Consider the following 20,174-nt stretch of genomic DNA (forward strand, 5'->3'; position numbering starts at 1 on the left):
TGTATGACGCCGGGTTCCCTGTCTGGGTGATCCGGCGTTTTCATTTTTCTTCTGAATGCTATGAAATTAATTTCTGTCCGCCACTCTGTTGCCATTGCAGCCCTGTCTGTGTTGCTGGCTCCTTCACTTGCTTCTGCCGGTTTGTTTGATGACGATGAGGCGCGCAAGGCGATTCTGGATTTGCGCAGCAAAGTCGATGCGCTTAATACCCGCCTTGATGCGAAACTCGATACCAAGGCAGATAAAAACACCGCGCTCGATCTGGCAAATGAAAACGAGCAGCTGCGTGCGGAAATGGCGAAACTGCGCGGGCAACTGGAAGTGCTGGCCAATGATGTCGCCAATACACAGCGTCGTCAGCAGGATTTTTATGTGGATCTCGATAATCGTCTGCGCAAGATCGAGCCTAAACGCATGACAGTGGATGGCAAGGAAACGACGGTTGAGCCGACCGAGCAGCGCAACTATGATGCGGCGATGTCATTGTTCAAAGCGGGTGACTATAAAAATGCGGTTACAGCATTTTCCGGATTCCTGAACGCTTACCCGCAATCGGGATATGCCGGTTCTGCGCAATACTGGCTGGGTAATTCTTATTACGCGCAGCGTGATTGCAAGAACACGGTTCCGGCGATGCAGCAGTTGGTCAAAACTTATCCCGATCATCCTAAAGCACCCGATGCGATGCTCAACATTGCGGGATGCTATACCGAGCTGAAAGAAAAAGCTGCGGCCAAAAAAACGCTGGAAACATTGATCAGCCAGTATCCTGATACTGAAGCGGCGCAGGCTGCCAAAAATCGTCTGAGCGCAAAATAGAATCACGCTATTAATCCTGCGGCACCATTGACAGCCGGCCCCGATCGTTCTATAATCTCGGTCTTTCGGGTCGTTAGCTCAGCTGGTAGAGCAGCGGACTTTTAATCCGTTGGTCGCAGGTTCGAATCCCGCACGGCCTACCACGAATACCAAAAAGACTTATGTCGTACCAATAAGTCTTTTATTTTTTAGCAAGTTTTGGGTCGTTAGCTCAGCTGGTAGAGCAGCGGACTTTTAATCCGTTGGTCGCAGGTTCGAATCCCGCACGGCCTACCAAAACAAAGGACGCAGGTGAAAACCTGTGTCCTTTTTTGTTTTTGGCGGCAGCTTGCGCATTGGGGAATGATGAAATTTCTGATGTTCCCCGCGCAGTTCGCCAGAACCAGCGAATTGGAATTATCATTCCGATTCAGTTACCGGATGCGCCACCATGAAAAAATCTGCCAGCAAACCAGCCTCACAGAATAAAGAAGGACTTACCGGGGAAAAGCATGATATCCGCCCGGGGCAGTCACTGGAGTTGTTGAAGGAGTTGCATATCCTGACGCGGGATGGCAGGCTGAATCAGGACAGCCGCCGCAAACTCAAGCAGGTCTATCACCTGTACCAGTTTATTGAGCCTTTGCTCAACACCTTGCAAGAGGATCATACTGATATCTGTCTCGTCGATCACGGTGCCGGAAAATCCTATCTGGGATTTATTCTCTACGACCTGTTTTTCAAGGCCGGGCAGACAACAAGCAAAGCGCATATCTACGGAATCGAAACCCGCGACGAACTGGTCCAAAAATCAGCAGAGCTGGCGCAGCGCCTTGATTTTCCGGGCATGTCTTTCCTGAATCTGTCGGTGGCGGATTCGATCACTTCCAGAGAGTTGCCGGAACAGGTGGATATGGTGACAGCACTGCATGCCTGCGACACGGCAACTGATGATGCGATTCAGTTTGCCCTGAAAAAGAAGGCGCGCTTTATGGTGCTGGTGCCGTGTTGCCAGGCCGAGGTCGCGGCAGAGCTGCGCAAAAATAAGGGTGATGCCGTCCGTCATAATCCTTTGTCTGAAATGTGGCGGCATCCGATCCACACACGTGAATTTGGCAGCCAGATCACCAATGTACTGCGTTGCCTGCAACTTGAAGCGCACGGTTATCAGGTCCGGGTGACCGAGCTGGTGGGATGGGAACATTCCATGAAAAATGAACTGATTATTGCTGAATACAAAGGTTTACCCGCCAAACGACCTGCGGAGCGTCTGGCTGAAGTATTGAAAACGACAGGGCTGGAATCTTTGCAAAGACGTTTTTTTGTCACACCATAAAACAAGCGTCACCTGCTGGTCACAAAAAATGATTAATATCATTTTTCAGCACCATGCAATGCCGTTTTATCTGTGACTTCATTCACCGTTTGACCGAGTTTGATAGAAAAGGAAAGAAAACATGCTGGCCGCCGTTGATCTGGGTTCCAACAGTTTTCGTATGCATATTGCGCGTCATGAAGGGGATGCGATCCGTGTTGTCAAAAGCGCCCGTGAACCGATCCGGTTGGCAGCAGGGCTGGATCAGGACGGTAATCTTACCCCTGAGGCCATGCAGAGTGCAATCGATTGTCTGGCGCGTTTTCGCGAAATCCTGAACGCCTATCCGATTGACAGCCTGCGGGTCGTGGCGACCAATACCATCCGTATTGCAAAAAATGCCGATCAGTTACTGCCGCGTGCCGAAGCGGCGATCGGTCATGCGATCGATGTGATTTCGGGCGAAGAGGAAGGCCGCCTGATTTACATGGGGGTGGCCAATGCTGTGGCGATACCGGGAGAACGCCGGCTGGTAATGGATATCGGTGGCGGCTCCACAGAAGTGATTCTGGGCCGTGGCCATGAAATTGTGAAGGTCGAATCGTTCAGCATCGGAACGGTCAGGCACAGCGCCAGTTTTTTCCCGGATGGCCGCCTGACGGAAGCGGCGTTTGAAGCAGCAGTACTGTCGGCGCGTTCCATGTTTGAAGATGCGGCGCCGCCGTATCAGCCACAGCACTGGCGCAAGGCATATGGCTCATCCGGTACCATGCGGGCGATTGCAGATGCGATTATCAAAGGCGGTCTTGGCGACGGCAAGCTGACGCTCAACAGCCTGAATGCACTGAAGCAGTATTGCGTACAGTGCGGGCAGATCAGCGATCTGGAGCTCAGCGGCATTAAACCGGAACGGGTGGCAATGGTCGTGGGCGGGCTGGCAATTCTGATCGGTCTGATGACAGAATTCCAGATTGAAGTGCTGATTCCGATTGAAGCCGGTCTGCGCATGGGCGTCATGTGGGATCTGCATTTGCGTGCCAACAAACGCGATCGGCGTGAAGTGGCGGTGCAGCACGTGGCGCAACTGTTCCACACCGATATGTCGCGTGCCAACCGCGTCGCAGATATGGTGAAATCGCTGTACCTGCAACTCAGACCTGCTGGCGACGAATACCTGCGCCTGCTGCAATGGAGTGCCACGCTGCATGAAGTCGGCATGGTGGTATCCCACACCGGCTATCATAAACACGGCGCCTACATGATTGAAAATGCCGATATGGCCGGTTTCACGACGCGCGAACAGCGCATCATGAGCAAATTTATCCTGAGCCAGAAAGGCAACCTCAGAAAGGTGGCGGAAGGTCTGTCCGATTCCGACTTTACCAAAGCAGTGCTGGCGTTGCGGCTCTCCGTCATGCTGATGCATTCCCGTGCTGAGATCGAGTACGAAGACATGCGTCTGAAAATGAAAAAAGCCATCGAGCTCGAAATGCGCAGAGACTGGGTTTCGGGACATCCGACAGTCGCTTACTGGCTGCAGAAAGAAATCGAATGCTGGCGTGAAATCGGCGTCGATTTTTTGGTCAGAACCAATGTCTGAGCTGGCTGCAAAGATGAGTCAAATTATCCGTTAATGGGGAGTATGGGGGAAAAACACCCTGTTCTCAATATTAATAAAGGATTGTTCAAGATACTCCGGGGGAGTATCTTGTGTTTTCCCCGTAGTATGGCAAGGAAAAAAATGGTGCTCACCGCAATACAGACGCTTTGCGGTGATGGTGTCATGTATCGCCCAGGGCAGGTCTCCGGCCCGACGGCGTGATTTTCTGAGGATGCGCTGCTGAGTGGCGGGAAGCAAGGCGTAATAAACACAGATCCGTTTGCTTCCGGCGTTTGACCATGGTTCAGCCGGCAGGGAACAGCATCAACAATTCCAGTCCGTTCATTCCGACTTTCCCTTCACGCAGTACAGTGCCGGCATCCGGATTGGGGTAGTGCTTTTGCAAAATGGAAAAGTAGGCAGCATTGCGTATGCCATTCAGTTTGCCATCGTTGCTTTGATAGTAGGGAAAAGTATCCGGGTAACGCGTCCAGCTGGCGGCCCTGGCATAGGCCAGTCCCAGTTTTCGCCCGGCTTCACTTTGGTATACATCAAAGCCGCGAAGGGTCAATATTTCAGCTGCAATCGTGGTGGGCAACAGGGTGTAATGGGTGTAACTCAGACCGTTGATTCCTTTATCTGCACCACCGCAGTAATTGCTGGTATTGCTGCGACATATTTCGAGCGGCAGAGAACCATCATCGGCGACCTGACTTTGCATCAGCGCCTGCCAGCGGCGACTCGCCTTTGCCAACTGCTGAGTATCCCCGAGATAGGCCGCGATACTGGCATCCAGTAATACCCCCCAGTTCCCATGATTATTAGTTTTATCCGCATGTGTCGTGGCGGCAGCTTTATCTGCGAGCAGGGTTCTGAATGCCGTGTCATCCCATTGATTCACATGCCGCACCAGGCTTGCGCCGATAATGATTTGCGGCATATTAAAATTAAAATCGGATGCTCCCTGTCCCTTGCCAACGGTTTTGACAGTCTTGCTCCAGGCATCAATCATGGTTTGGGCATGACTGGCGTAGGTACGGTTCGTTGTCAGCTGATAGCAGAGGGCTGCGCGATAAATAATACCGGCATCGGAGCTGAGATTTTTGGCGGTTGTGTCGTGCGTGACTCCCGTTGAGGAGTAGTGTGGTGGCGGGCTAAAATCGGCGACCGGCTGTGCTCTGGCATCGAGCTCGGCATCACAACGCTTCTGCAAGGCTACCCACCGTTCGGGTTGCTGTTGCAGTGCCTGAATCTGTGCTGGTGTAATGAACAGGAGCTGATCTGATGGCATCTGCGCATGAGCGAACACAGCGGCACCCAGAGACAGGATCGTGACAGAGATTTTCTGCAAAACGTTATGCATCATTTTCTCGTTGTGGTGAATTCTTGGCAGTAACGCCGGACAATCAGCCACGCGAACCAGGCGAATCACGTTGGACGTCAAGTATAGTACAGGCCGGTATGCTGAAGCCGCCGGCCTGTACTGGTCACAATGCTGTCTTTTTCTCAAAAATCAAACTGTGCCGACAGGCGATAGGTGCGTGGTGCGCCGGGGAACAGGTAGCCACCGAGTGCCTGTGTGGCATCGCGCCAGTAGAAACGATCAGCCAGATTATCGATATTGACGCGGACGGTGGTAGTGGTTCCGGCGATTTTTGTGGCATAGCGCGCACCCAGATTCCAGACCTGATAACCGGGAACGATGATGCTGTTATCCGGTGTGTAGGCTTTGTTGCCGGAATACTGCCAGCTGCCGTTCAGACTCAGTCCGCTGATTTGCGCGACGGTGTAATCGGCGTAGAGGGTGGCTTTTTGTTTCGGGACGTTCAGCACGCGCTGCCCATCGAGCGCCGGATTGCCGGTGTCCTGCTGTTTGGCTTGCAGAGCGCTGATGCTGGCGCCCAGAGTCCATTGTGCTGTCAGCCTGCCCTGAGCGGACAGCTCCAGCCCGGTGTGCTGCGCTTCTCCGTTTTGCACATAGAAATTGGCATCGTTGATGTACTCCAGCGGTTTGGTGATGCGGAACAGGGCTGCCGACACGCTGAGGCTGCGGTTCAGTTCTGCCTTGATGCCGGTTTCAATCTGCTTTGAGCGCGCCGGGTTGAGCATCTGATTCTGGTTCAGGGTACCGAATGGGGCGACGCCGCCGTGTTCCAGCCCTTGTGCCGCGGAAACGTAAGTAGTGATGTCTGCCCGTGGTTTGTACACCAGTGCGGCATTGGAAACCCAGTAATTGCGGTCATAACCCGCCGCATCGACCTGATTGCGGGCAATGTGCAGACGGCGGATGCCAGCGTGGAATTGCCATTGTTCGCTGAAATGGATCACATCCTGCGCCAGCAGCGATTGTTCACGATCGGTGCGGCGCAGGCTGGCGACACCCGGCTGATTTGGAGAGGACGGTACAGCAACCGGACGGAACAGGTTGCTGCTGCCGACGTAGTCGTACACATAGTCGCCGAAATAATCTTCGCGGCGGGATGTGGTAACGCCCAACACCAGCTGATGGCGGATCAGGCCGGTGACGATCCGGCCGCTCAGCAGCGCCTGGGTGCCAAGCAGCGATTTGGATTCGTTCAGACTGCGGTAATCGTAAACGTCATAATCGCCATTCGCGCAATAGCCCGGAGCCAGGTTGGCGGCGCTGCAACCGTAAGGAAAGGCAGTGTAGTCGTCGCGCCGGAAACGGTGCTGATTGGCGGCCACGCTGGCATTCCAGTCGGTAGTGAGCTGGTATTCAAAGCGCATGCCCAGATTGCTGTCGCGGGTATCCACCGGCTTGGCCCAGGGCTGCTGGTTCAGCATCATGTCTGCCTGTACGCCAGTTGGCAAATCGGTGCCGTTAAACAGCTGAAAGCCGGGAACTGATAATTGTGATTTGTGCTGGTAATCAGCATCCAGTTGCAGCAGCGCTTGTGGCGACAGATGCCAGTCGAATGCGATGGAGGCAAACTGGCGTTCGCCGTCGGCACCTTTGACGTAGGAGCGCAGACGTTCTCCGGCGGCATTGATGCGGTAACCGAATTGCCGGTCGTTGCTCAGGTCGCTCAGATCAACGCTGCCGTACAGTGTGCCGCGTTCAGAAATGGAGGTGCTGATGCTGCGCACGGGGGCGGCAGCCGGGCGTTTGGTGACGTAATCAATGATGCCGCCGGGCGTGGCAAAGCCAGACTGAAAGCCGGAAATGCCTTTAAGAATTTCAATGCGCTCTTTGTTTTCCAGCGGGATGGAAGCATCGCCCGGAATGGCGAAACCGTCTTTGCGGTAGCTGCTGTTATTATCCAGCGCGAAACCACGGATGGAAAACTGTTCGGCGTAACCAACGGCGTTGTAGGCGTCATTCACGCTGGCGTCGTATTTCATTGCATCGGTGGTCTGGCGTATCTGCAGGTCCTGCAATTGCTGGCTGTTCCAGCCATGCACGGAAAAGGGGGTGTCGAGCAGCAGGGCTTCGGTGAATCCGGCGGCTTTACTGCGCGCGTCCTTGTTGTCCTGCGGCTTGATACCGCTGACGATCACTTCCTGCGGGCTGGATTCGCTGCTCTGGGCGTATGCTGTGGCGGCGAATGCCTGCGCGATGGCGATGACCAGCAGGCTGCGGTGAAAAGCGGGAATGGAATGTGGTGTCATGGTGCTCTCGTTGTGCTGATGTCAGCGCGGGAGCAGGCAAAGCGGAGAGGGAACTGGACGTGGACTTTGCGCTTCCCTTCGCTGGCATTATCCAGATCAGGTAGAAGGGACTCTCTCACCCGGAACAATGCTGCTTGATGCTGCTCTGTTCCAGGACCCCTAGCGAAGCCGCTACTTTACCATGTTTCGGTATGTCCCGGCCTAAATCAGGGAGGATGGCATGCCGTGAATTACCAGTACCCGCCGTCTGTGCCGGACTGCGTTGACGGGATCATGAGCAGGCAGCGGGGCGTGTCGGCAGGGATATACTGGGGGGAGTATTTTAAAAAGACCTTATTTTATCTGGACTAACAGCCGAAAAATACAGATACTCCCCTGTATTTCATGATATCAGGCAGATTTTGGAGTGCGGAAACTGAGCCACAGGCCTTCTGCCGAATAGATCACCAGCGCTGCCCAGATAGCAATGAAGCCGAACAATTTATGCTGGTCAAATGCTTCGTGAAACAGCCACACGCCGAGCAGCAATTGCACCATGGGCGCAATGTATTGCAGTAAGCCGAGCGTGGTCATCGGGATTCTGCGTGCGCCGGCGGCAAACAGCAGTAAGGGGATGGCGGTCACCGGGCCGCTGAGCGCCAGCAGCATTTGGATATCCGTCCCCTGCGTCAGCAGGGCATTGCCACCATGCAGACTGAGCCAGCACAGATAAGCGGCAGCAAACGGGAACAGCAGCGCGGTTTCCAGCGATAAGCCCTCCAGTGCACCGAGCGCGGAGGTTTTACGCAGCAGACCATAGGTGCCGAACGTCAGTGCCAGCGTCAGGCCGACCCAGGGCAGGCGGCCAGTCTGCCAGGTGAGCCAGCCTACGCCCAGCGCGGCAAATGCCACCGCCAGCCATTGACCGTAACGCAGGCGTTCCCGCAAAAAGACCGAGCCGATCAGAATATTCACCAGCGGAGTGATGAAATAACCGAGACTGGCATCAATCACATGGCCGTCGTTCACTGCCCAGATATACACGAACCAGTTAGCCGATAACAGCAGGGCGCTGAGTGCAAATCCGCCGATCACTTTGGGCTGGCGGGCTGTCTCACTGATCCATGACCATTGGCGGCGCCATGCCAGGACACCTGCCAGAAACAGTAGCGACCAGAGCATGCGGTTGAGCAGAATTTCCAGTGCCGGAACACTGTGTAATGCCTTGAAATACAGGGGAAACAAACCCCAGATGGTATAGGCGGAACCCGCCAGTAATGTGCCTTTACGCATCAGAAAATTCCAGAATGATAGCTGCCGGTGCAGCTGAAGGCATGATTATCCCCGCAATGCTGATTTTCTGCTGAGAAAGACCTGATTAAATGCGGGGAGGCAGGGTGAAACAGATGAAGTATCAGCGGGCGCGGGCTGCGGCAATTGCTTTGCACAGCGCTTCGGTGCCGTCCAGAATGCGGGGGCCGGCACGATTGAGCCAGTCTGCCGGAATCGCATAAAAATGCCCTTTCTTGTTGGCATTCAGCACACCGAAACTGCGCCAGGATTGCAGGCTGTCGGTATTGTCACCTCCCGTGATGATGGCATCCGGATTAGCTGCCAGCACGGCTTCAGTAGTCACCGTAGGGCTGATTTCTTTCAGATGACCAAAGATGTTTTGTCCGCCGCACAGACGGATGGCCGCCGAGACCAGATGTGAATCATTGAGTGTCATCAGCGGCTTGTTCCATACCTGGTAAAACACCCGGACCGGTGGAGTCGAAGCCGGTTGCTGATAACGTTGCTGAATCATCGCAAGCCGCTGGCGGAATTCCTGTGCTGCTGCTTTGCCTGTGGCGGTAGTCCCTGCCAGCACGGACAGGCGCTCGATCGAACTGGCCACCATCTCAAAATCACGCGGCTCGCTTTCGAAGACCGGCAGGTGCTGATCGCGCAGTTTGTTGGCCAGTGAGCGGGCATTGCCGGTACCCCAGATCACGATCAGGTCAGGCTGGTATGCCAGCAATCTTTCCAGATCCAGCGCAAACACATTACCGACAGATGGCAGGGTTTTCGCCGCATCCGGGAAGTTGCTGTAATCGCTGATGGCCGCAATCTGTGATCCGGCACCGGCAGCAAACAGCAATTCAGTCGCATGCGGCGCCAGGCTGATGATGCGACGTGCCGGCTGGTTCAGTGTTACATTGCGCTGCGCATCGTCCTTCACGCTGACAGCTGCATGCGCTGGCATCGCCAGCAGGCTCAGGGCCGCAGCGGCAACGGCGGCGACGCAGGTGGCAGCACGGTACAGACGTGCTGGCAGATGCACGTGCAGGCGCATCAGATTTCCAGATTGTCGATCAGACGGGTGCCGCCGAGTTTGGCCGCTGCCAGTACCACCATCGGGACGCCCTGCGCCAGATCACCGGCAGAAGGCGGTTGCAGGTCGGCCTGTTTGCGCACGGCGATGTAATCGGGTTTCCAGTGGCGTTCAGCCAGCTTCGCCATGGCAGAGCGTTCCAGTTCAAACATATCGAGATGTCCGGCGCGAACTTCTTCCGCCACTTCATGCAGTGCACGGTACAGTGCCGGCGCTTCGGCGCGTTCTTCGTCAGACAGGTAACGGTTACGGGAAGAGAGCGCCAGGCCATCTTCCGCCCGGTAGGTTTCGGCGGCGATAATCTGGGTCGGCAGGGCAAACTGCTTACTCATATTGCGCACGATCATCAGCTGCTGATAATCTTTTTTCCCAAACACTGCCACCCGCGGCTGTACGCAGGAAAACAGTTTCAGAACAACCGTGGTTACGCCGGTAAAAAAACCAGGCCGGAATTCACCTTCGAGGATATTACCCAGATCGTCTGGTGGACGGACACGGTATTCCTGCGGCTCAGGGTACATATCTTTTTCAGTCGGTGCGAACAGGATGTAGACGCCTTCTTTTTCCAGTTTTTCGACGTCGGCCTGGAACGTGCGGGGATATTTATCGAAATCTTCGTTGGGGCCGAACTGCAGGCGGTTGACGAAAATCGAAGCAACGACAGGATCGCCATGTTTTTTTGCAAGCCGCATCAGCGACAGGTGGCCGTCGTGCAGATTGCCCATGGTCGGGACGAATGCGGTGCGTAACTGGCCACTCAGATGGTCGCGCAGTTCTTCGATGGAGGAGATGATTTTCATGAGTGTGTCAGCGATATCAATGATATTGGGATAATGAGCGGCAGATGTTTCTGGTGATTCTGTTCTGCACCGGAAGCGGGTCAGACTGGCGAATAGGCCAGTCGTACATAAATCGGAGCAAAAGCCTCTGCCTGTGTGATCTCGATCAGCGTTTCTTTGGCGAGTTCCAGCAGCGCCACAAAGTTCACCACCAGCACCGGTGCGCCGCGCGACGGATCGAATAATTCAGAAAATTCGACAAAGCGTGCCGACTGCAGCTTGCGCAGAATGCCCGACATATGTTCGCGCACAGACAGTTCCTCGCGGCTGATTTTGTGATGTGCGACCAGCGTCGCGCGTTTCAGAACATCAGCCCAGGCCGCCTGGATGTCGGCGATTTCAACGTGTGGCCAGTGCAGGACAGTATTTTGTTCGATGAATACCTGCGCACGCAGAAAATCTCTGCCAAGCTGAGGAATGGCATTCAGGTCATAGGCGGCGAGCTTCATCTGCTCATACTCCAGCAAACGGCGTACCAGTTCTGCGCGCGGATCTTCCGCTTCTTCGCCCTCGGTGGTTTTGGCTGAGGGCAGCAGCATGCGAGACTTGATTTCAATCAGCATGGCCGCCATCAGCAGATACTCTGCCGCCAGCTCCAGATTATGTTTGCGGATCTGATCCACGTACTTCAGATATTGCAGCGTGACTTGCGCCATAGGAATATCCAGAATATTGAAATTCTGTTTGCGGATCAGGTACAGCAGCAGATCCAGCGGCCCTTCAAAAGCTTCCAGAAAAACTTCCAGCGCATCCGGAGGGATGTATAAGTCGTTGGGCAGCTTGAACAAAGGTTCGCCATACAGCCTGGCGAAAGCCATGCCATCAATGACGTCCGGGGTGCTGTCAACGGCACCCGGAGGTAATTCGATCGGAGGAAGCTCTGTGGAGGTCACCAGCGTTGCGCCTGTGCAGGTCAGCCTTTAGTCTGATACACGTAGGGCTGTTGTGCCACACGGGATTCCAGAGTACGTTTTTGCTGATCCAGGTCAATCGGCGCTTTGTCCCAGAGCAGCGCACGTCCGTCGCGCTGGCTTTGTTCGAGTTTGGGATTGGCGCTCTTGAGGCTTTGGATAAAGTTCGTAGCTTCGGATTCGTACAGGGAAAATTGCTTGGAAAATTTCATGATGTTGAAATGAACACGTAAAGGAACGGACGAAGCGGCATTTTACTCTGTATTCAGACTGATGCCGCATTTCCGGCTGAATAGAAGCAGGATAAGAGCAGGAGCGTTACTGTAATCCGACAGGCGGGCACAGCTTATAAATCGCGGCTTTCGACCCATTTGCGGACATGCACCGGCTGATAGGTCAGGAAATGCTGCAGCAACTGCAACGGATCATCGCTGGCAAACAGCAGATCCAGATGCGCCGGGCGCATGAATCCCTGTTGCTGGGTATGATTCAGAAATTGCAGCAACCCGTCATAAAATCCCGCCGGATTGAGCAGGCCCACAGGTTTTTCATGAAAGCCGAGTTGCGCCCAGGTCATGACTTCAAATAGCTCTTCCAGTGTTCCGATGCCACCCGGCATGGCAATGAAAGCATCGGACAATTCAGCCATCATGGCCTTGCGCTCATGCATATTGCTCACGATGTGCAGCTGCGTCAGTCCGTGGTGGCCGACTTCCTTATTCATGAGTGCCTGTGGAATCACGCCGGTCACATGGCCGCCGCAGCGCATCACTTCATCCGCAATGATACCCATGAGTCCGACGTTACCACCGCCATAGACCAGATTGAACTGCTGGCTGACCAGCGTGCGGCCGAGCTGTCTGGCGGCATCGGCGTAGATCGGAGAAATCCCCGGGGATGAGCCGCAATACACGCAGATATTCTTCATGCCGGATTAATTTTGCGCAGATAGTCTTGCGACAGTTTTTCAAACACCTGTTTGGTTTCACCCCGCAGATAGGGGCTGATGAGCACGATCACCTGATAGCAGCCGCGTGCCAGCGATTCGGACATAGTCTGTAATTCGGTATATTTGCGCGGATTACGGACATATTCATAAGACAGCCAGTAGGTGGCTACCACCACCATATTGGTGGCCAGCGCATCAATATCCATGTCCGTGGCTTCGAATTCTCCGTCTGTGCGCAAACCGATGCAAAGTTCGGTGGCGACTTTGATTTTATGCGACAGGATTTCCTTGAAATTCAGTTCCAGTTTGCGGTTGCGCGACAGCAGGTCATTCAGGTCGCGGTAAAAGAAGCGATAACGCCAGACCAGCTCAAAAGTCAGATGCAGGTAAGTCCAGATATCCTGAATGTTGGCTTTGCGCCCCTGGGGGAAGGCGAGTTTTTTGTTAATTTCCGCTTCAAACTGTGTGAAGATGGAATTAACAATGTCGTCTTTGTTTCGAAAATGGTAATAAAGATTGCCGGGGGAAATATTCATTTCTTCGGCGATGACCGTCGTGGTGATGTTGGGTTCACCAAATTCATTAAACAGTCGCAGGGATAATTCGAGGATGCGTTCCCGAGTACGGCGAGGAGCTTTGTGTTGCATGTCATTCTTCTCGGTAGATTATTTCATAAGAATAACATCCTTCAGCGCAACAGCAAAACTGAGCTATGCCTGTGTTGTCAGTCTGGTCTCTGCCGGAACATGAATCAGTCGGGTTTTTGCCAGCCTGTCATGCAAAAACTGTCCATCCTTGTCCATTCTGGCTGTCAGCGCCCAGCCCGCGATGCCCAGAGCCACGACGATGACCATATGCCATTCTTTGAGTCCGAACTGATAGTCCAGCGCCATGGCGGGCAAAAACCACACCCACGACAGGCAATAACGGACAACAGCCTTTATCACCGGCACGCGGCTGCCATCGAGATCAGTGACCCGGATGCGCCAGGTCTGCATCGCCAGTGTCTGTCCGGAACGGCTCCAGCAAAATACGAAATAAGCACCGATCACGAGAAACAGCCAGAATTGCCTGAGGTGCCGCAACATCAGCGCGTGCCTGCTTTGGGTAATCACATCGAAAATAAATCCCGAAACAAAAACGATGCCAAACAACAGCATCGCTTCATAGACCATGCAGATCAGTCTGCGGCGTAACAGTGGTGCTTGCAATCCGGTCAATTTATTTACTTGTCTGAGTGGATGATGCAGCAGAGTCTGCAACGGGGTCTGCCGGCGGAGCTGGTGGTGTGACGGCAGGCAGGCTGGCTGCCGCATTGCTTGCCGGGGCAGGAGCAATCACCGGTTGTGGTTTGATGACCGCTGGTTTGTGTACTTGCTTCAGTGGCGGCAATGCCTGCGGATTTCTGATCGATTCAGCTGATAAATTAGTCAGTCGTTTCTTTTTTTCGTGCTCATCGGCAAGGCGTTTTTTTTCTTCCGGACTTAACTGCTGATATTGTTGCCATTGCGCTGATTTTTGCTCAGGCTTGACTTGTGTTGCCTTGGCGTAATTTTCCCTTGCTGCCATCCGTTGTTCCGGTGTCAGTTTCAGCCAGTCGCGCATTCTTTCCTGCATTCTGGCTTGCTCATCAGGTTTCATGCTGGCATAGCGGGTGGCGATTTCCAGCCACTTTTTCTTGCGTTGCTCAGTCAGCTTGTCCCATTCGCCAGCTAAAGGAGTCAGCGCCTGTTTTTGAATGGGGGTTAGTTCCGACCAGGATGGATGTGCGGTGGAAACGGCAGCCGTTGCAGGCTGCGCGGCGCTTCCGCCGGCATTCGCCACCGGAAGGAAGAGAGAAATAATGAGAAAAAGACCGATCTGACGCCAGCTTTTGAACGACACGCTTATTCCTCCGCTTTGTTCAGATATGCCGTGAAGCCTGTATCCACATAAGCAGCCGGAGGCAGCTCATCAACCAGTACTGCTGTATCAATATCAGCGAGTTCGTTGATATTTTGCTGCTGTTCGTATTCGTAAATACCTATCAGGCCCGCAATCAGCACTAGCAATGGCAGCAGCATACCGAGGCGGCCAAGCCATGAACCGGGGCCCTGAAACGATAATCCGTTGTTACCGGCAAAAACACTTTTCAGTGCCAGCACTGCCACCGGTGCTTCCTGCTTTTTACGGGACAGTGCCAGTTTGCGTGCCTGTGCCAGTCGCTCCAGAGCCGGAGCGGGGATGTTTTCTGCTGATTCATTCAGCGCCCGCCTTACTTTGTAAGCAAAGTCGAGATCTCTGGATTCTTTTGAGTAGTTCATAGCTGTATTCCTTTAGCCTTGAGTGTTGCGGCCAATGCGTGAGTTGCACGGGAGCAATGCGTTTTGACACTGCCTTCAGAACAGCCCATTGCCGCGGCTGTTTCCGCCACATCCATGTCTTCCCAGTAACGCATGAGGAAGGCTTCCCGTTGACGCGCAGGCAGTTTTTTTATTTCATCGTCAATAATATTGAGAACTTGCTCACGTTCTATCTTGTCCGCTGTGGATTCGGCTGCTTCAGTGCCTTCTTCAGCGGCATAACTTTCCAGCAAATCAAAGTTATCGTCTTCCTGATTATTCGCAGGGGTAATGCTGGAGAACAGGCTGACCCAGGTATTTCTGACTTTTTCCCTTCTGAAAAAATCCAGAATCGTATTTTGTAAAATGCGCTGAAAAAGCATGGGCAGCTCATTGGCAGGTTTATCACCATATTTTTCAGAGAGTTTGATCATCGCTTCCTGAACAATATCCAGGGCGGATTCTTCATTCCTCACAGTGTAGACGGCGTGCTTGAAGGCGCGTCTTTCTACATTTTCGAGGAAATTTGATAATTCTTTATCTGTAGCCATTGTTGGCGATCGTCTTTATTTACTTACCCAGCCAAGTTTAAAACGCAGGCCGGAATATTGCCGTTGACGGATGCTGGTATTTAAAATTGCGCATATGCTAGCAAAAATACCTTATTGTGTCCCCATTTTTGTCATCCTGAAACATTTGCCGGTCAGATTTTTCATCAAATCTGAAATAATTCCGCTTGACCAAAATGCTGCGACGCAGTACCGTATGACCTCGCCCCAAAATCTCGGGGCACCAATACCTGACTGACATAGCCCACAATGCTATACCCGGCAGGTGCGCTTTAATTAGCTGTTTGTTCTGACCCATGCCATAAGCGTGAGAAGTCTGTCGTTGTAAAGCCTTACCACTGATTGAACGAGTGCTTCAAGTATTGTCTGGAACCATGTCCAACGGATGTGTGAAGGAGAATATGCCCGCACAAAAAGGAATATCAGTTTACCGGCCTGATAACGTGATTTCGCAGGAAAGAACATCCGATCAATTTCCTATGGACCTTGAAAGGACAACATAATGAGTTCAGAGTTAACAGGCGCAGAGATACTGGTAAAGTGTCTGGCCGAAGAGGGTGTTGAGCACGTTTTCGGATATCCGGGCGGCGCAGTACTCTACATCTACGATGCAATTTTCAATCAGGACAAGTTTCAGCACGTGCTGGTTCGCCATGAACAGGCCGCAATTCATGCTGCTGATGCTTATTCCCGTTCTTCCAGTAAAGTCGGTGTCGCTATTGTGACATCCGGACCAGGCGTCACCAATGCAGTGACGGGCCTGGCAACGGCTTACATGGATTCTATTCCTATGGTGGTGATTTCCGGACAAGTGCCAAGCGCCGTGATCGGCCAGGATGCTTTCCAGGAGTGCGACACCGTCGGTATTACCCGTCCTTGCGTTAAGCATAATTTCCTGGTCAAAGACGTTCGCGATCTGGCAGAGACGGTTAAAAAAGCCTTCTTTATCGCGACAACCGGCCGTCCGGGGCCGGTGCTGGTGGATATCCCGAAAGATATCAGTATGCACAAGACCACCTACCACTATCCGAAGGAAGTGGAGATGCGTTCTTACAAACCGGTAGACAAAGGTCATGCAGGACAGATCCGCAAGGCGGTGCAATTGTTGCTTCAGGCTGAGCGTCCGATGATTTACACCGGTGGCGGCGTGATTCTGGCGCATGCTGCACCGGAATTGAATCAGCTGATTGATATGCTGGGTTATCCGTGCACAAATACGCTCATGGGGCTCGGTGCCTACCGCGCCAGCGATGAGAAGTTCGTTGGAATGCCGGGTATGCATGGCACTTACGAAGCCAACATGGCGATGCAGCACTGTGACGTGCTGATTGCAATCGGTGCCCGCTTTGATGACCGCGTGATTGGTAATCCCAAACATTTCGCGTCTCATCCGCGCAAGATCATTCATATTGATATTGATCCGTCTTCCATTTCCAAGCGGGTTAAAGTCGATATACCTATCGTCGGTAATGTGAAAGATGTGCTGCAGGAGATGCTGTCGCAGCTGAATTCTGTTGAAACTCGGCCAGATCAGAAGGCGCTTGCTGCCTGGTGGAAGCAGATCAACGAATGGCGCGGACGCGAGTGCCTGAAATACAGCTTGTCGGACGATGTGATCAAACCACAGTCTGTTGTCGAAAAAGTCTGGGAGGTGACGCGCGGCGACGCATTCGTGACTTCTGACGTTGGTCAGCACCAGATGTGGGCAGCGCAATACTATCGCTTCGATAAACCACGCCGCTGGATCAATTCTGGTGGACTTGGAACCATGGGCGTCGGTTTGCCGTATGCCATGGGTGTGCAGATGGCAAATCCCGGCGCGACCGTAGCCTGCATTACCGGTGAGGCTTCAATCCAGATGTGTATCCAGGAGCTGGCAACCTGCAAACAGTATCATCTGACACCGAAAATTATTTTGCTGAATAACCGCTTTCTCGGCATGGTGCGGCAGTGGCAGCAGATTGATTATGGTTCACGTTATTCGGAATCGTACATGGATTCCTTGCCTGACTTCACCAAGCTGGTTGAGGCTTACGGTCATGTTGGCATGAAAATCGAAAATCCTGCTGATGTGGATGGTGCTGTCCGTGAGGCTTTCGGTATGAAAGATCGGCTGGTATTCATGAACTTTATTACCGATCAGACCGAAAACGTCTGGCCGATGGTGAAGGCAGGAAAAGGTCTGACTGAAATGCTGCTCGGTTCGGAGGATCTGTGATGAGACATATTATTTCCATTCTCCTTGAAAATGAGGCTGGCGCTCTGTCGCGTGTAGTCGGTTTGTTTTCTGCGCGAGGCTATAACATTGAGACTCTGACGGTTGCACCGACCGAAGATGCAACACTGTCCCGCATGACGATCGTGACCTCCGGTTCCGACGACATCATTGAACAGATCACAAAACACCTGAATCGCCTGATTGAGGTAGTGAAAGTGGTTGATCTGACTGAAGGCTCTCATATCGAACGGGAGCTGATGCTGATCAAGGTCAGGGCAGTAGGCAAGGAGCGTGAGGAAATGAAGCGCACGGCAGATATTTTCCGCGGTCGCATCATTGACGTCACCGAAAAAACCTACACCATCGAATTGACAGGCAACAAGAGCAAACTGGATGCTTTTATTGACTCGATCGATCGTACTGCAATTCTCGAAACAGTCAGAACCGGTGGTTCTGGCATCGGGCGTGGTGAGCGCATCCTGAAGGTGTAAGCAGTGCCGGGCTGGCTCTGGCAAACAACGATGCAGCAATTGCCAGCCAACAAAAATTATCAGAATGAATTCAAATAAATTATTTAACGGACAGGATATAAAATGAAAGTTTTTTACGATAAAGATTGTGATCTCTCCCTGATCAAAGGCAAAAATGTCACCATCATCGGCTATGGCTCACAGGGGCATGCTCACGCGCAAAACCTCAACGATTCCGGTTGTAAAGTGACCGTCGCTCTGCGTAAAGGCGGTGCTTCCTGGGATAAGGCAAAAAATGCTGGTCTGAATGTCGCTGAAGTCAATGAAGCGGTGAAAGCAGCTGACGTCATCATGATTTTGCTGCCAGATGAAAATATCGCTCAGGTCTACAATGAAAACGTTGCTCCGCACGCCAAGCAAGGCGCAGTGCTGGCATTTGCGCATGGTTTCAACGTGCATTATGGTCAGGTTGTTCCCCGTGCTGACCTGGACGTTATCATGATTGCGCCTAAGGCCCCTGGTCATACTGTACGCGGCACTTACACACAGGGTGGTGGCGTGCCTCATCTGATCGCTGTGTATCAGGACAAATCCGGTTCTGCACGTGATATCGCTTTGTCCTACGCGATGGCAAATGGCGGTGGCCGCGCTGGCATTATCGAAACCAACTTCCGCGAAGAAACTGAGACTGATCTGTTTGGTGAGCAGGCAGTTCTGTGCGGCGGTACAGTTGAGCTGATCAAAGCTGGTTTCGAGACACTGGTTGAAGCCGGTTATGCGCCTGAAATGGCCTACTTCGAATGCCTGCATGAACTGAAGCTGATCGTTGATCTGATTTATGAAGGCGGTATCGCCAACATGAATTATTCAATCTCCAATAATGCAGAATACGGTGAATATGTGACCGGTCCACGTGTCGTGACTGAAGACACCAAAAATGCGATGCGCCAATGCCTGAAAGACATTCAGACTGGCGAATATGCAAAAAGCTTTATTCTTGAAAACAAGGCTGGCGCTCCTACGCTGATCTCCCGTCGTCGTCTGACTGCTGAACACCAGATCGAAGAGGTCGGTGCTAAATTGCGCGCAATGATGCCCTGGATTGCTAAAAACAAACTGGTGGATCAATCCAAGAACTGATCAGTTCCTGCGATATGTGTTTTGTAAAAAAACCGCCCTATACGGGCGGTTTTTTATTTGATTGTTACTAAGGGGTAGGCACTAGGAGACAGGCTTTAATGAGCTGAATGCATGACTGAATTGCCGATATGCTCTGAAATTGTCTGTATGAGCAACAAATATCCCATGCAACTTTGCCTGGAAATCATTGTCTGATTAAAAATTCTATTCACCGTATCAGGAGTCAGTGATGAAAAAAATGATTTTATTGACGGGTAGCCTGCTGTTTGCATTTCCCGTGTTCGGACAAAACCTGACTGGTGCCGTAGTGACGGTGACGGGTAGTGCAGAGCTGAAAATAGACAATGATCAGGCGACGGTCAGTTTCTTTGTCGAAGAGCAGGATAAAGACAAGGCTGCAGCGGCATTGCGGGTCAACCAGAAAATGAAAGCTGGTACGGAAACAATCCGCAAGGAAGATCCGCAGGCATTGCTGTCGACGAAAGGCTATTACAGTTATCCGGTTTACAGCGAGGATGCGGCAACGCCGGCCGGGCAGCCGCGTAAGCGTGTGCTGACAGGGTGGCGTACCGGACAATATCTGGAAGTCAGGACAGCGAATTTAAAACAGTTGCCAGCCACCGCTGCTGCTGCCCAGAAAATCATGGCATTGAATGGAATTCAGTTCGGTTTGTCGGACGCGGCGATTGCCCGGGCTGAGAAAGAAAGAATTCAGGCAGGCTACCGGAACTTCTCCGAGAAACTCGGTGCGATTACCGAAACAATTGGAAAGCAAACGAGCGACGTGGTGATTGATTCTCTGGATTTTGATGGAGCGGCGAATGAAATCCAGCGTTATGCGGCAGCTCCGGTGATGCTTAGGGCTTCGCGGGCGGAGGCGACGGTGAGTGAGCCAAGTTTTGAACCGGGGATCACCGCATTAACAATCCGTGTCACTGGGAAAGTACATTTCAGGTAATCGTTTTCCAGCCGGCGTTTGTTTTCCAATAATCTAAACACGGTTATACTTCCTCGCTAATGTTGCTTTTTGCCCGACACGTTCGGGCTGTTTTTATTGAGTG

Annotated in this window: 20 protein-coding genes, 2 tRNA genes and 1 riboswitch; of the genes, 9 read left to right on the forward strand and 13 right to left on the reverse strand. The window is 52.7% G+C overall.

Annotated elements, in window-relative coordinates; genetic code table 11:
• The first annotated feature begins 60 nt into the window (after nucleotides 1-60).
• From ybgF to H8K27_RS05760, 5 genes are all read left to right on the forward strand, one after another.
• Nucleotides 61-819 carry a tol-pal system protein YbgF gene (gene ybgF, locus H8K27_RS05740; protein ID WP_186862241.1) on the forward strand — a complete coding sequence of 253 codons (759 nt, stop codon included), beginning with the start codon at nucleotides 61-63 and terminating at the stop codon, nucleotides 817-819.
• Nucleotides 820-886: 67 nt separating this feature from the next.
• Nucleotides 887-962: transfer RNA gene (locus H8K27_RS05745), tRNA-Lys, on the forward strand.
• Nucleotides 963-1,019: 57 nt separating this feature from the next.
• Nucleotides 1,020-1,095, forward strand: a tRNA-Lys gene (locus H8K27_RS05750).
• Between the two features lie 154 nt (nucleotides 1,096-1,249).
• Nucleotides 1,250-2,134 (forward strand): class I SAM-dependent methyltransferase, encoded by an 885-nt coding sequence (locus tag H8K27_RS05755; protein ID WP_186862242.1) that lies wholly within the window; start codon nucleotides 1,250-1,252, stop codon nucleotides 2,132-2,134.
• 121 nt (nucleotides 2,135-2,255) lie between these two features.
• Complete coding sequence (locus H8K27_RS05760; RefSeq protein WP_186862243.1) at nucleotides 2,256-3,713, forward strand: Ppx/GppA phosphatase family protein; 1,458 nt, start codon at nucleotides 2,256-2,258, stop codon at nucleotides 3,711-3,713.
• A 304-nt stretch (nucleotides 3,714-4,017) separates the two neighbouring features.
• Here the strand turns inward: H8K27_RS05760 and H8K27_RS05765 are convergent, their stop codons facing one another.
• The 13 genes from H8K27_RS05765 to H8K27_RS05825 all read right to left on the reverse strand — a co-directional run bounded on the left by H8K27_RS05765 (nucleotide 4,018) and on the right by H8K27_RS05825 (nucleotide 15,267).
• Nucleotides 4,018-5,079: an alginate lyase family protein gene (locus tag H8K27_RS05765; RefSeq protein ID WP_186862244.1), complete on the reverse strand. Its 1,062-nt coding sequence runs from the start codon at nucleotides 5,077-5,079 to the stop codon at nucleotides 4,018-4,020.
• Nucleotides 5,080-5,219: 140 nt separating this feature from the next.
• Entirely contained in the window at nucleotides 5,220-7,343 is a 2,124-nt protein-coding gene (locus H8K27_RS05770; protein ID WP_186862245.1) for a TonB-dependent siderophore receptor, read from the reverse strand.
• 56 nt (nucleotides 7,344-7,399) lie between these two features.
• Nucleotides 7,400-7,514: riboswitch (TPP riboswitch) on the reverse strand.
• A gap of 219 nt (nucleotides 7,515-7,733) precedes the next feature.
• Complete coding sequence (gene rarD / locus H8K27_RS05775; protein ID WP_186862246.1) at nucleotides 7,734-8,615, reverse strand: EamA family transporter RarD; 882 nt, start codon at nucleotides 8,613-8,615, stop codon at nucleotides 7,734-7,736.
• Between the two features lie 121 nt (nucleotides 8,616-8,736).
• Nucleotides 8,737-9,657, reverse strand: coding sequence for a cobalamin-binding protein (locus H8K27_RS05780; RefSeq protein WP_186862247.1), 921 nt, complete (start codon nucleotides 9,655-9,657; stop codon nucleotides 8,737-8,739).
• On the reverse strand, nucleotides 9,657-10,496 hold the full coding sequence (panC, locus tag H8K27_RS05785; RefSeq protein WP_176802302.1) for a pantoate--beta-alanine ligase: 840 nt from the start codon (nucleotides 10,494-10,496) through the stop codon (nucleotides 9,657-9,659). The genes H8K27_RS05780 and panC overlap by 1 nt, the downstream gene beginning before the upstream one ends.
• A gap of 80 nt (nucleotides 10,497-10,576) precedes the next feature.
• On the reverse strand, nucleotides 10,577-11,428 hold the full coding sequence (locus tag H8K27_RS05790) for a segregation and condensation protein A (RefSeq protein WP_329604346.1): 852 nt from the start codon (nucleotides 11,426-11,428) through the stop codon (nucleotides 10,577-10,579).
• Nucleotides 11,429-11,448: 20 nt separating this feature from the next.
• Nucleotides 11,449-11,658, reverse strand: coding sequence for a DUF3460 family protein (locus H8K27_RS05795; RefSeq protein ID WP_186862248.1), 210 nt, complete (start codon nucleotides 11,656-11,658; stop codon nucleotides 11,449-11,451).
• Between the two features lie 134 nt (nucleotides 11,659-11,792).
• The gene (locus tag H8K27_RS05800) at nucleotides 11,793-12,374 is read right to left on the reverse strand and encodes an LOG family protein (RefSeq protein WP_186862249.1); all 582 of its coding nucleotides are present in this window, start codon (nucleotides 12,372-12,374) and stop codon (nucleotides 11,793-11,795) included.
• Nucleotides 12,371-13,042, reverse strand: a complete 672-nt coding sequence (locus H8K27_RS05805) for a TetR/AcrR family transcriptional regulator (RefSeq protein ID WP_186862250.1) — start codon at nucleotides 13,040-13,042, stop codon at nucleotides 12,371-12,373. Before H8K27_RS05805 ends, H8K27_RS05800 begins: the two co-directional genes overlap by 4 nt.
• A gap of 63 nt (nucleotides 13,043-13,105) precedes the next feature.
• Nucleotides 13,106-13,615 (reverse strand): RDD family protein, encoded by a 510-nt coding sequence (locus H8K27_RS05810; protein WP_230418969.1) that lies wholly within the window; start codon nucleotides 13,613-13,615, stop codon nucleotides 13,106-13,108.
• Nucleotide 13,616: 1 nt separating this feature from the next.
• Nucleotides 13,617-14,279: a DUF3106 domain-containing protein gene (locus H8K27_RS05815; RefSeq protein ID WP_329604347.1), complete on the reverse strand. Its 663-nt coding sequence runs from the start codon at nucleotides 14,277-14,279 to the stop codon at nucleotides 13,617-13,619.
• A 2-nt stretch (nucleotides 14,280-14,281) separates the two neighbouring features.
• Nucleotides 14,282-14,698 carry a DUF3619 family protein gene (locus tag H8K27_RS05820; RefSeq protein WP_186862252.1) on the reverse strand — a complete coding sequence of 139 codons (417 nt, stop codon included), beginning with the start codon at nucleotides 14,696-14,698 and terminating at the stop codon, nucleotides 14,282-14,284.
• Complete coding sequence (locus H8K27_RS05825; protein WP_176802295.1) at nucleotides 14,695-15,267, reverse strand: RNA polymerase sigma factor; 573 nt, start codon at nucleotides 15,265-15,267, stop codon at nucleotides 14,695-14,697. Before H8K27_RS05825 ends, H8K27_RS05820 begins: the two co-directional genes overlap by 4 nt.
• A 520-nt stretch (nucleotides 15,268-15,787) precedes the next feature.
• Here H8K27_RS05825 and H8K27_RS05830 point away from each other — a divergent pair.
• From H8K27_RS05830 to H8K27_RS05845, 4 genes are all read left to right on the forward strand, one after another.
• Nucleotides 15,788-17,503 (forward strand): acetolactate synthase 3 catalytic subunit, encoded by a 1,716-nt coding sequence (locus H8K27_RS05830; RefSeq protein ID WP_186862253.1) that lies wholly within the window; start codon nucleotides 15,788-15,790, stop codon nucleotides 17,501-17,503.
• Nucleotides 17,503-17,994, forward strand: coding sequence for an acetolactate synthase small subunit (gene ilvN / locus H8K27_RS05835; protein ID WP_176802293.1), 492 nt, complete (start codon nucleotides 17,503-17,505; stop codon nucleotides 17,992-17,994). Before H8K27_RS05830 ends, ilvN begins: the two co-directional genes overlap by 1 nt.
• A gap of 102 nt (nucleotides 17,995-18,096) precedes the next feature.
• Complete coding sequence (ilvC, locus tag H8K27_RS05840) at nucleotides 18,097-19,113, forward strand: ketol-acid reductoisomerase (protein ID WP_176802292.1); 1,017 nt, start codon at nucleotides 18,097-18,099, stop codon at nucleotides 19,111-19,113.
• 229 nt (nucleotides 19,114-19,342) lie between these two features.
• Complete coding sequence (locus tag H8K27_RS05845) at nucleotides 19,343-20,071, forward strand: SIMPL domain-containing protein (RefSeq protein WP_186862254.1); 729 nt, start codon at nucleotides 19,343-19,345, stop codon at nucleotides 20,069-20,071.
• Nucleotides 20,072-20,174: the final 103 nt, after the last annotated feature.

The sequence above is a fragment of the Cognatundibacterium griseum genome (assembly GCF_014284195.1).
Taxonomy (GTDB): Bacteria; Pseudomonadota; Gammaproteobacteria; order Burkholderiales; family Burkholderiaceae_D; genus Undibacterium; species Undibacterium griseum.

Coding starts and splice junctions, on each gene's coding strand:
- panC (WP_176802302.1), bottom strand. CDS start 10,496: ATGAAAATCATCTCCTCCATCGAAGAACTGCGCGACCATCTGAGTGGC.
- ybgF (WP_186862241.1), top strand. CDS start 61: ATGAAATTAATTTCTGTCCGCCACTCTGTTGCCATTGCAGCCCTGTCT.
- ilvN (WP_176802293.1), top strand. CDS start 17,503: ATGAGACATATTATTTCCATTCTCCTTGAAAATGAGGCTGGCGCTCTG.
- H8K27_RS05755 (WP_186862242.1), top strand. CDS start 1,250: ATGAAAAAATCTGCCAGCAAACCAGCCTCACAGAATAAAGAAGGACTT.
- H8K27_RS05825 (WP_176802295.1), bottom strand. CDS start 15,267: ATGGCTACAGATAAAGAATTATCAAATTTCCTCGAAAATGTAGAAAGA.
- H8K27_RS05770 (WP_186862245.1), bottom strand. CDS start 7,343: ATGACACCACATTCCATTCCCGCTTTTCACCGCAGCCTGCTGGTCATC.
- rarD (WP_186862246.1), bottom strand. CDS start 8,615: ATGCGTAAAGGCACATTACTGGCGGGTTCCGCCTATACCATCTGGGGT.
- H8K27_RS05795 (WP_186862248.1), bottom strand. CDS start 11,658: ATGAAATTTTCCAAGCAATTTTCCCTGTACGAATCCGAAGCTACGAAC.
- H8K27_RS05820 (WP_186862252.1), bottom strand. CDS start 14,698: ATGAACTACTCAAAAGAATCCAGAGATCTCGACTTTGCTTACAAAGTA.
- H8K27_RS05760 (WP_186862243.1), top strand. CDS start 2,256: ATGCTGGCCGCCGTTGATCTGGGTTCCAACAGTTTTCGTATGCATATT.
- H8K27_RS05805 (WP_186862250.1), bottom strand. CDS start 13,042: ATGCAACACAAAGCTCCTCGCCGTACTCGGGAACGCATCCTCGAATTA.
- H8K27_RS05845 (WP_186862254.1), top strand. CDS start 19,343: ATGAAAAAAATGATTTTATTGACGGGTAGCCTGCTGTTTGCATTTCCC.
- H8K27_RS05765 (WP_186862244.1), bottom strand. CDS start 5,079: ATGATGCATAACGTTTTGCAGAAAATCTCTGTCACGATCCTGTCTCTG.
- H8K27_RS05800 (WP_186862249.1), bottom strand. CDS start 12,374: ATGAAGAATATCTGCGTGTATTGCGGCTCATCCCCGGGGATTTCTCCG.
- ilvC (WP_176802292.1), top strand. CDS start 18,097: ATGAAAGTTTTTTACGATAAAGATTGTGATCTCTCCCTGATCAAAGGC.
- H8K27_RS05830 (WP_186862253.1), top strand. CDS start 15,788: ATGAGTTCAGAGTTAACAGGCGCAGAGATACTGGTAAAGTGTCTGGCC.
- H8K27_RS05780 (WP_186862247.1), bottom strand. CDS start 9,657: ATGCGCCTGCACGTGCATCTGCCAGCACGTCTGTACCGTGCTGCCACC.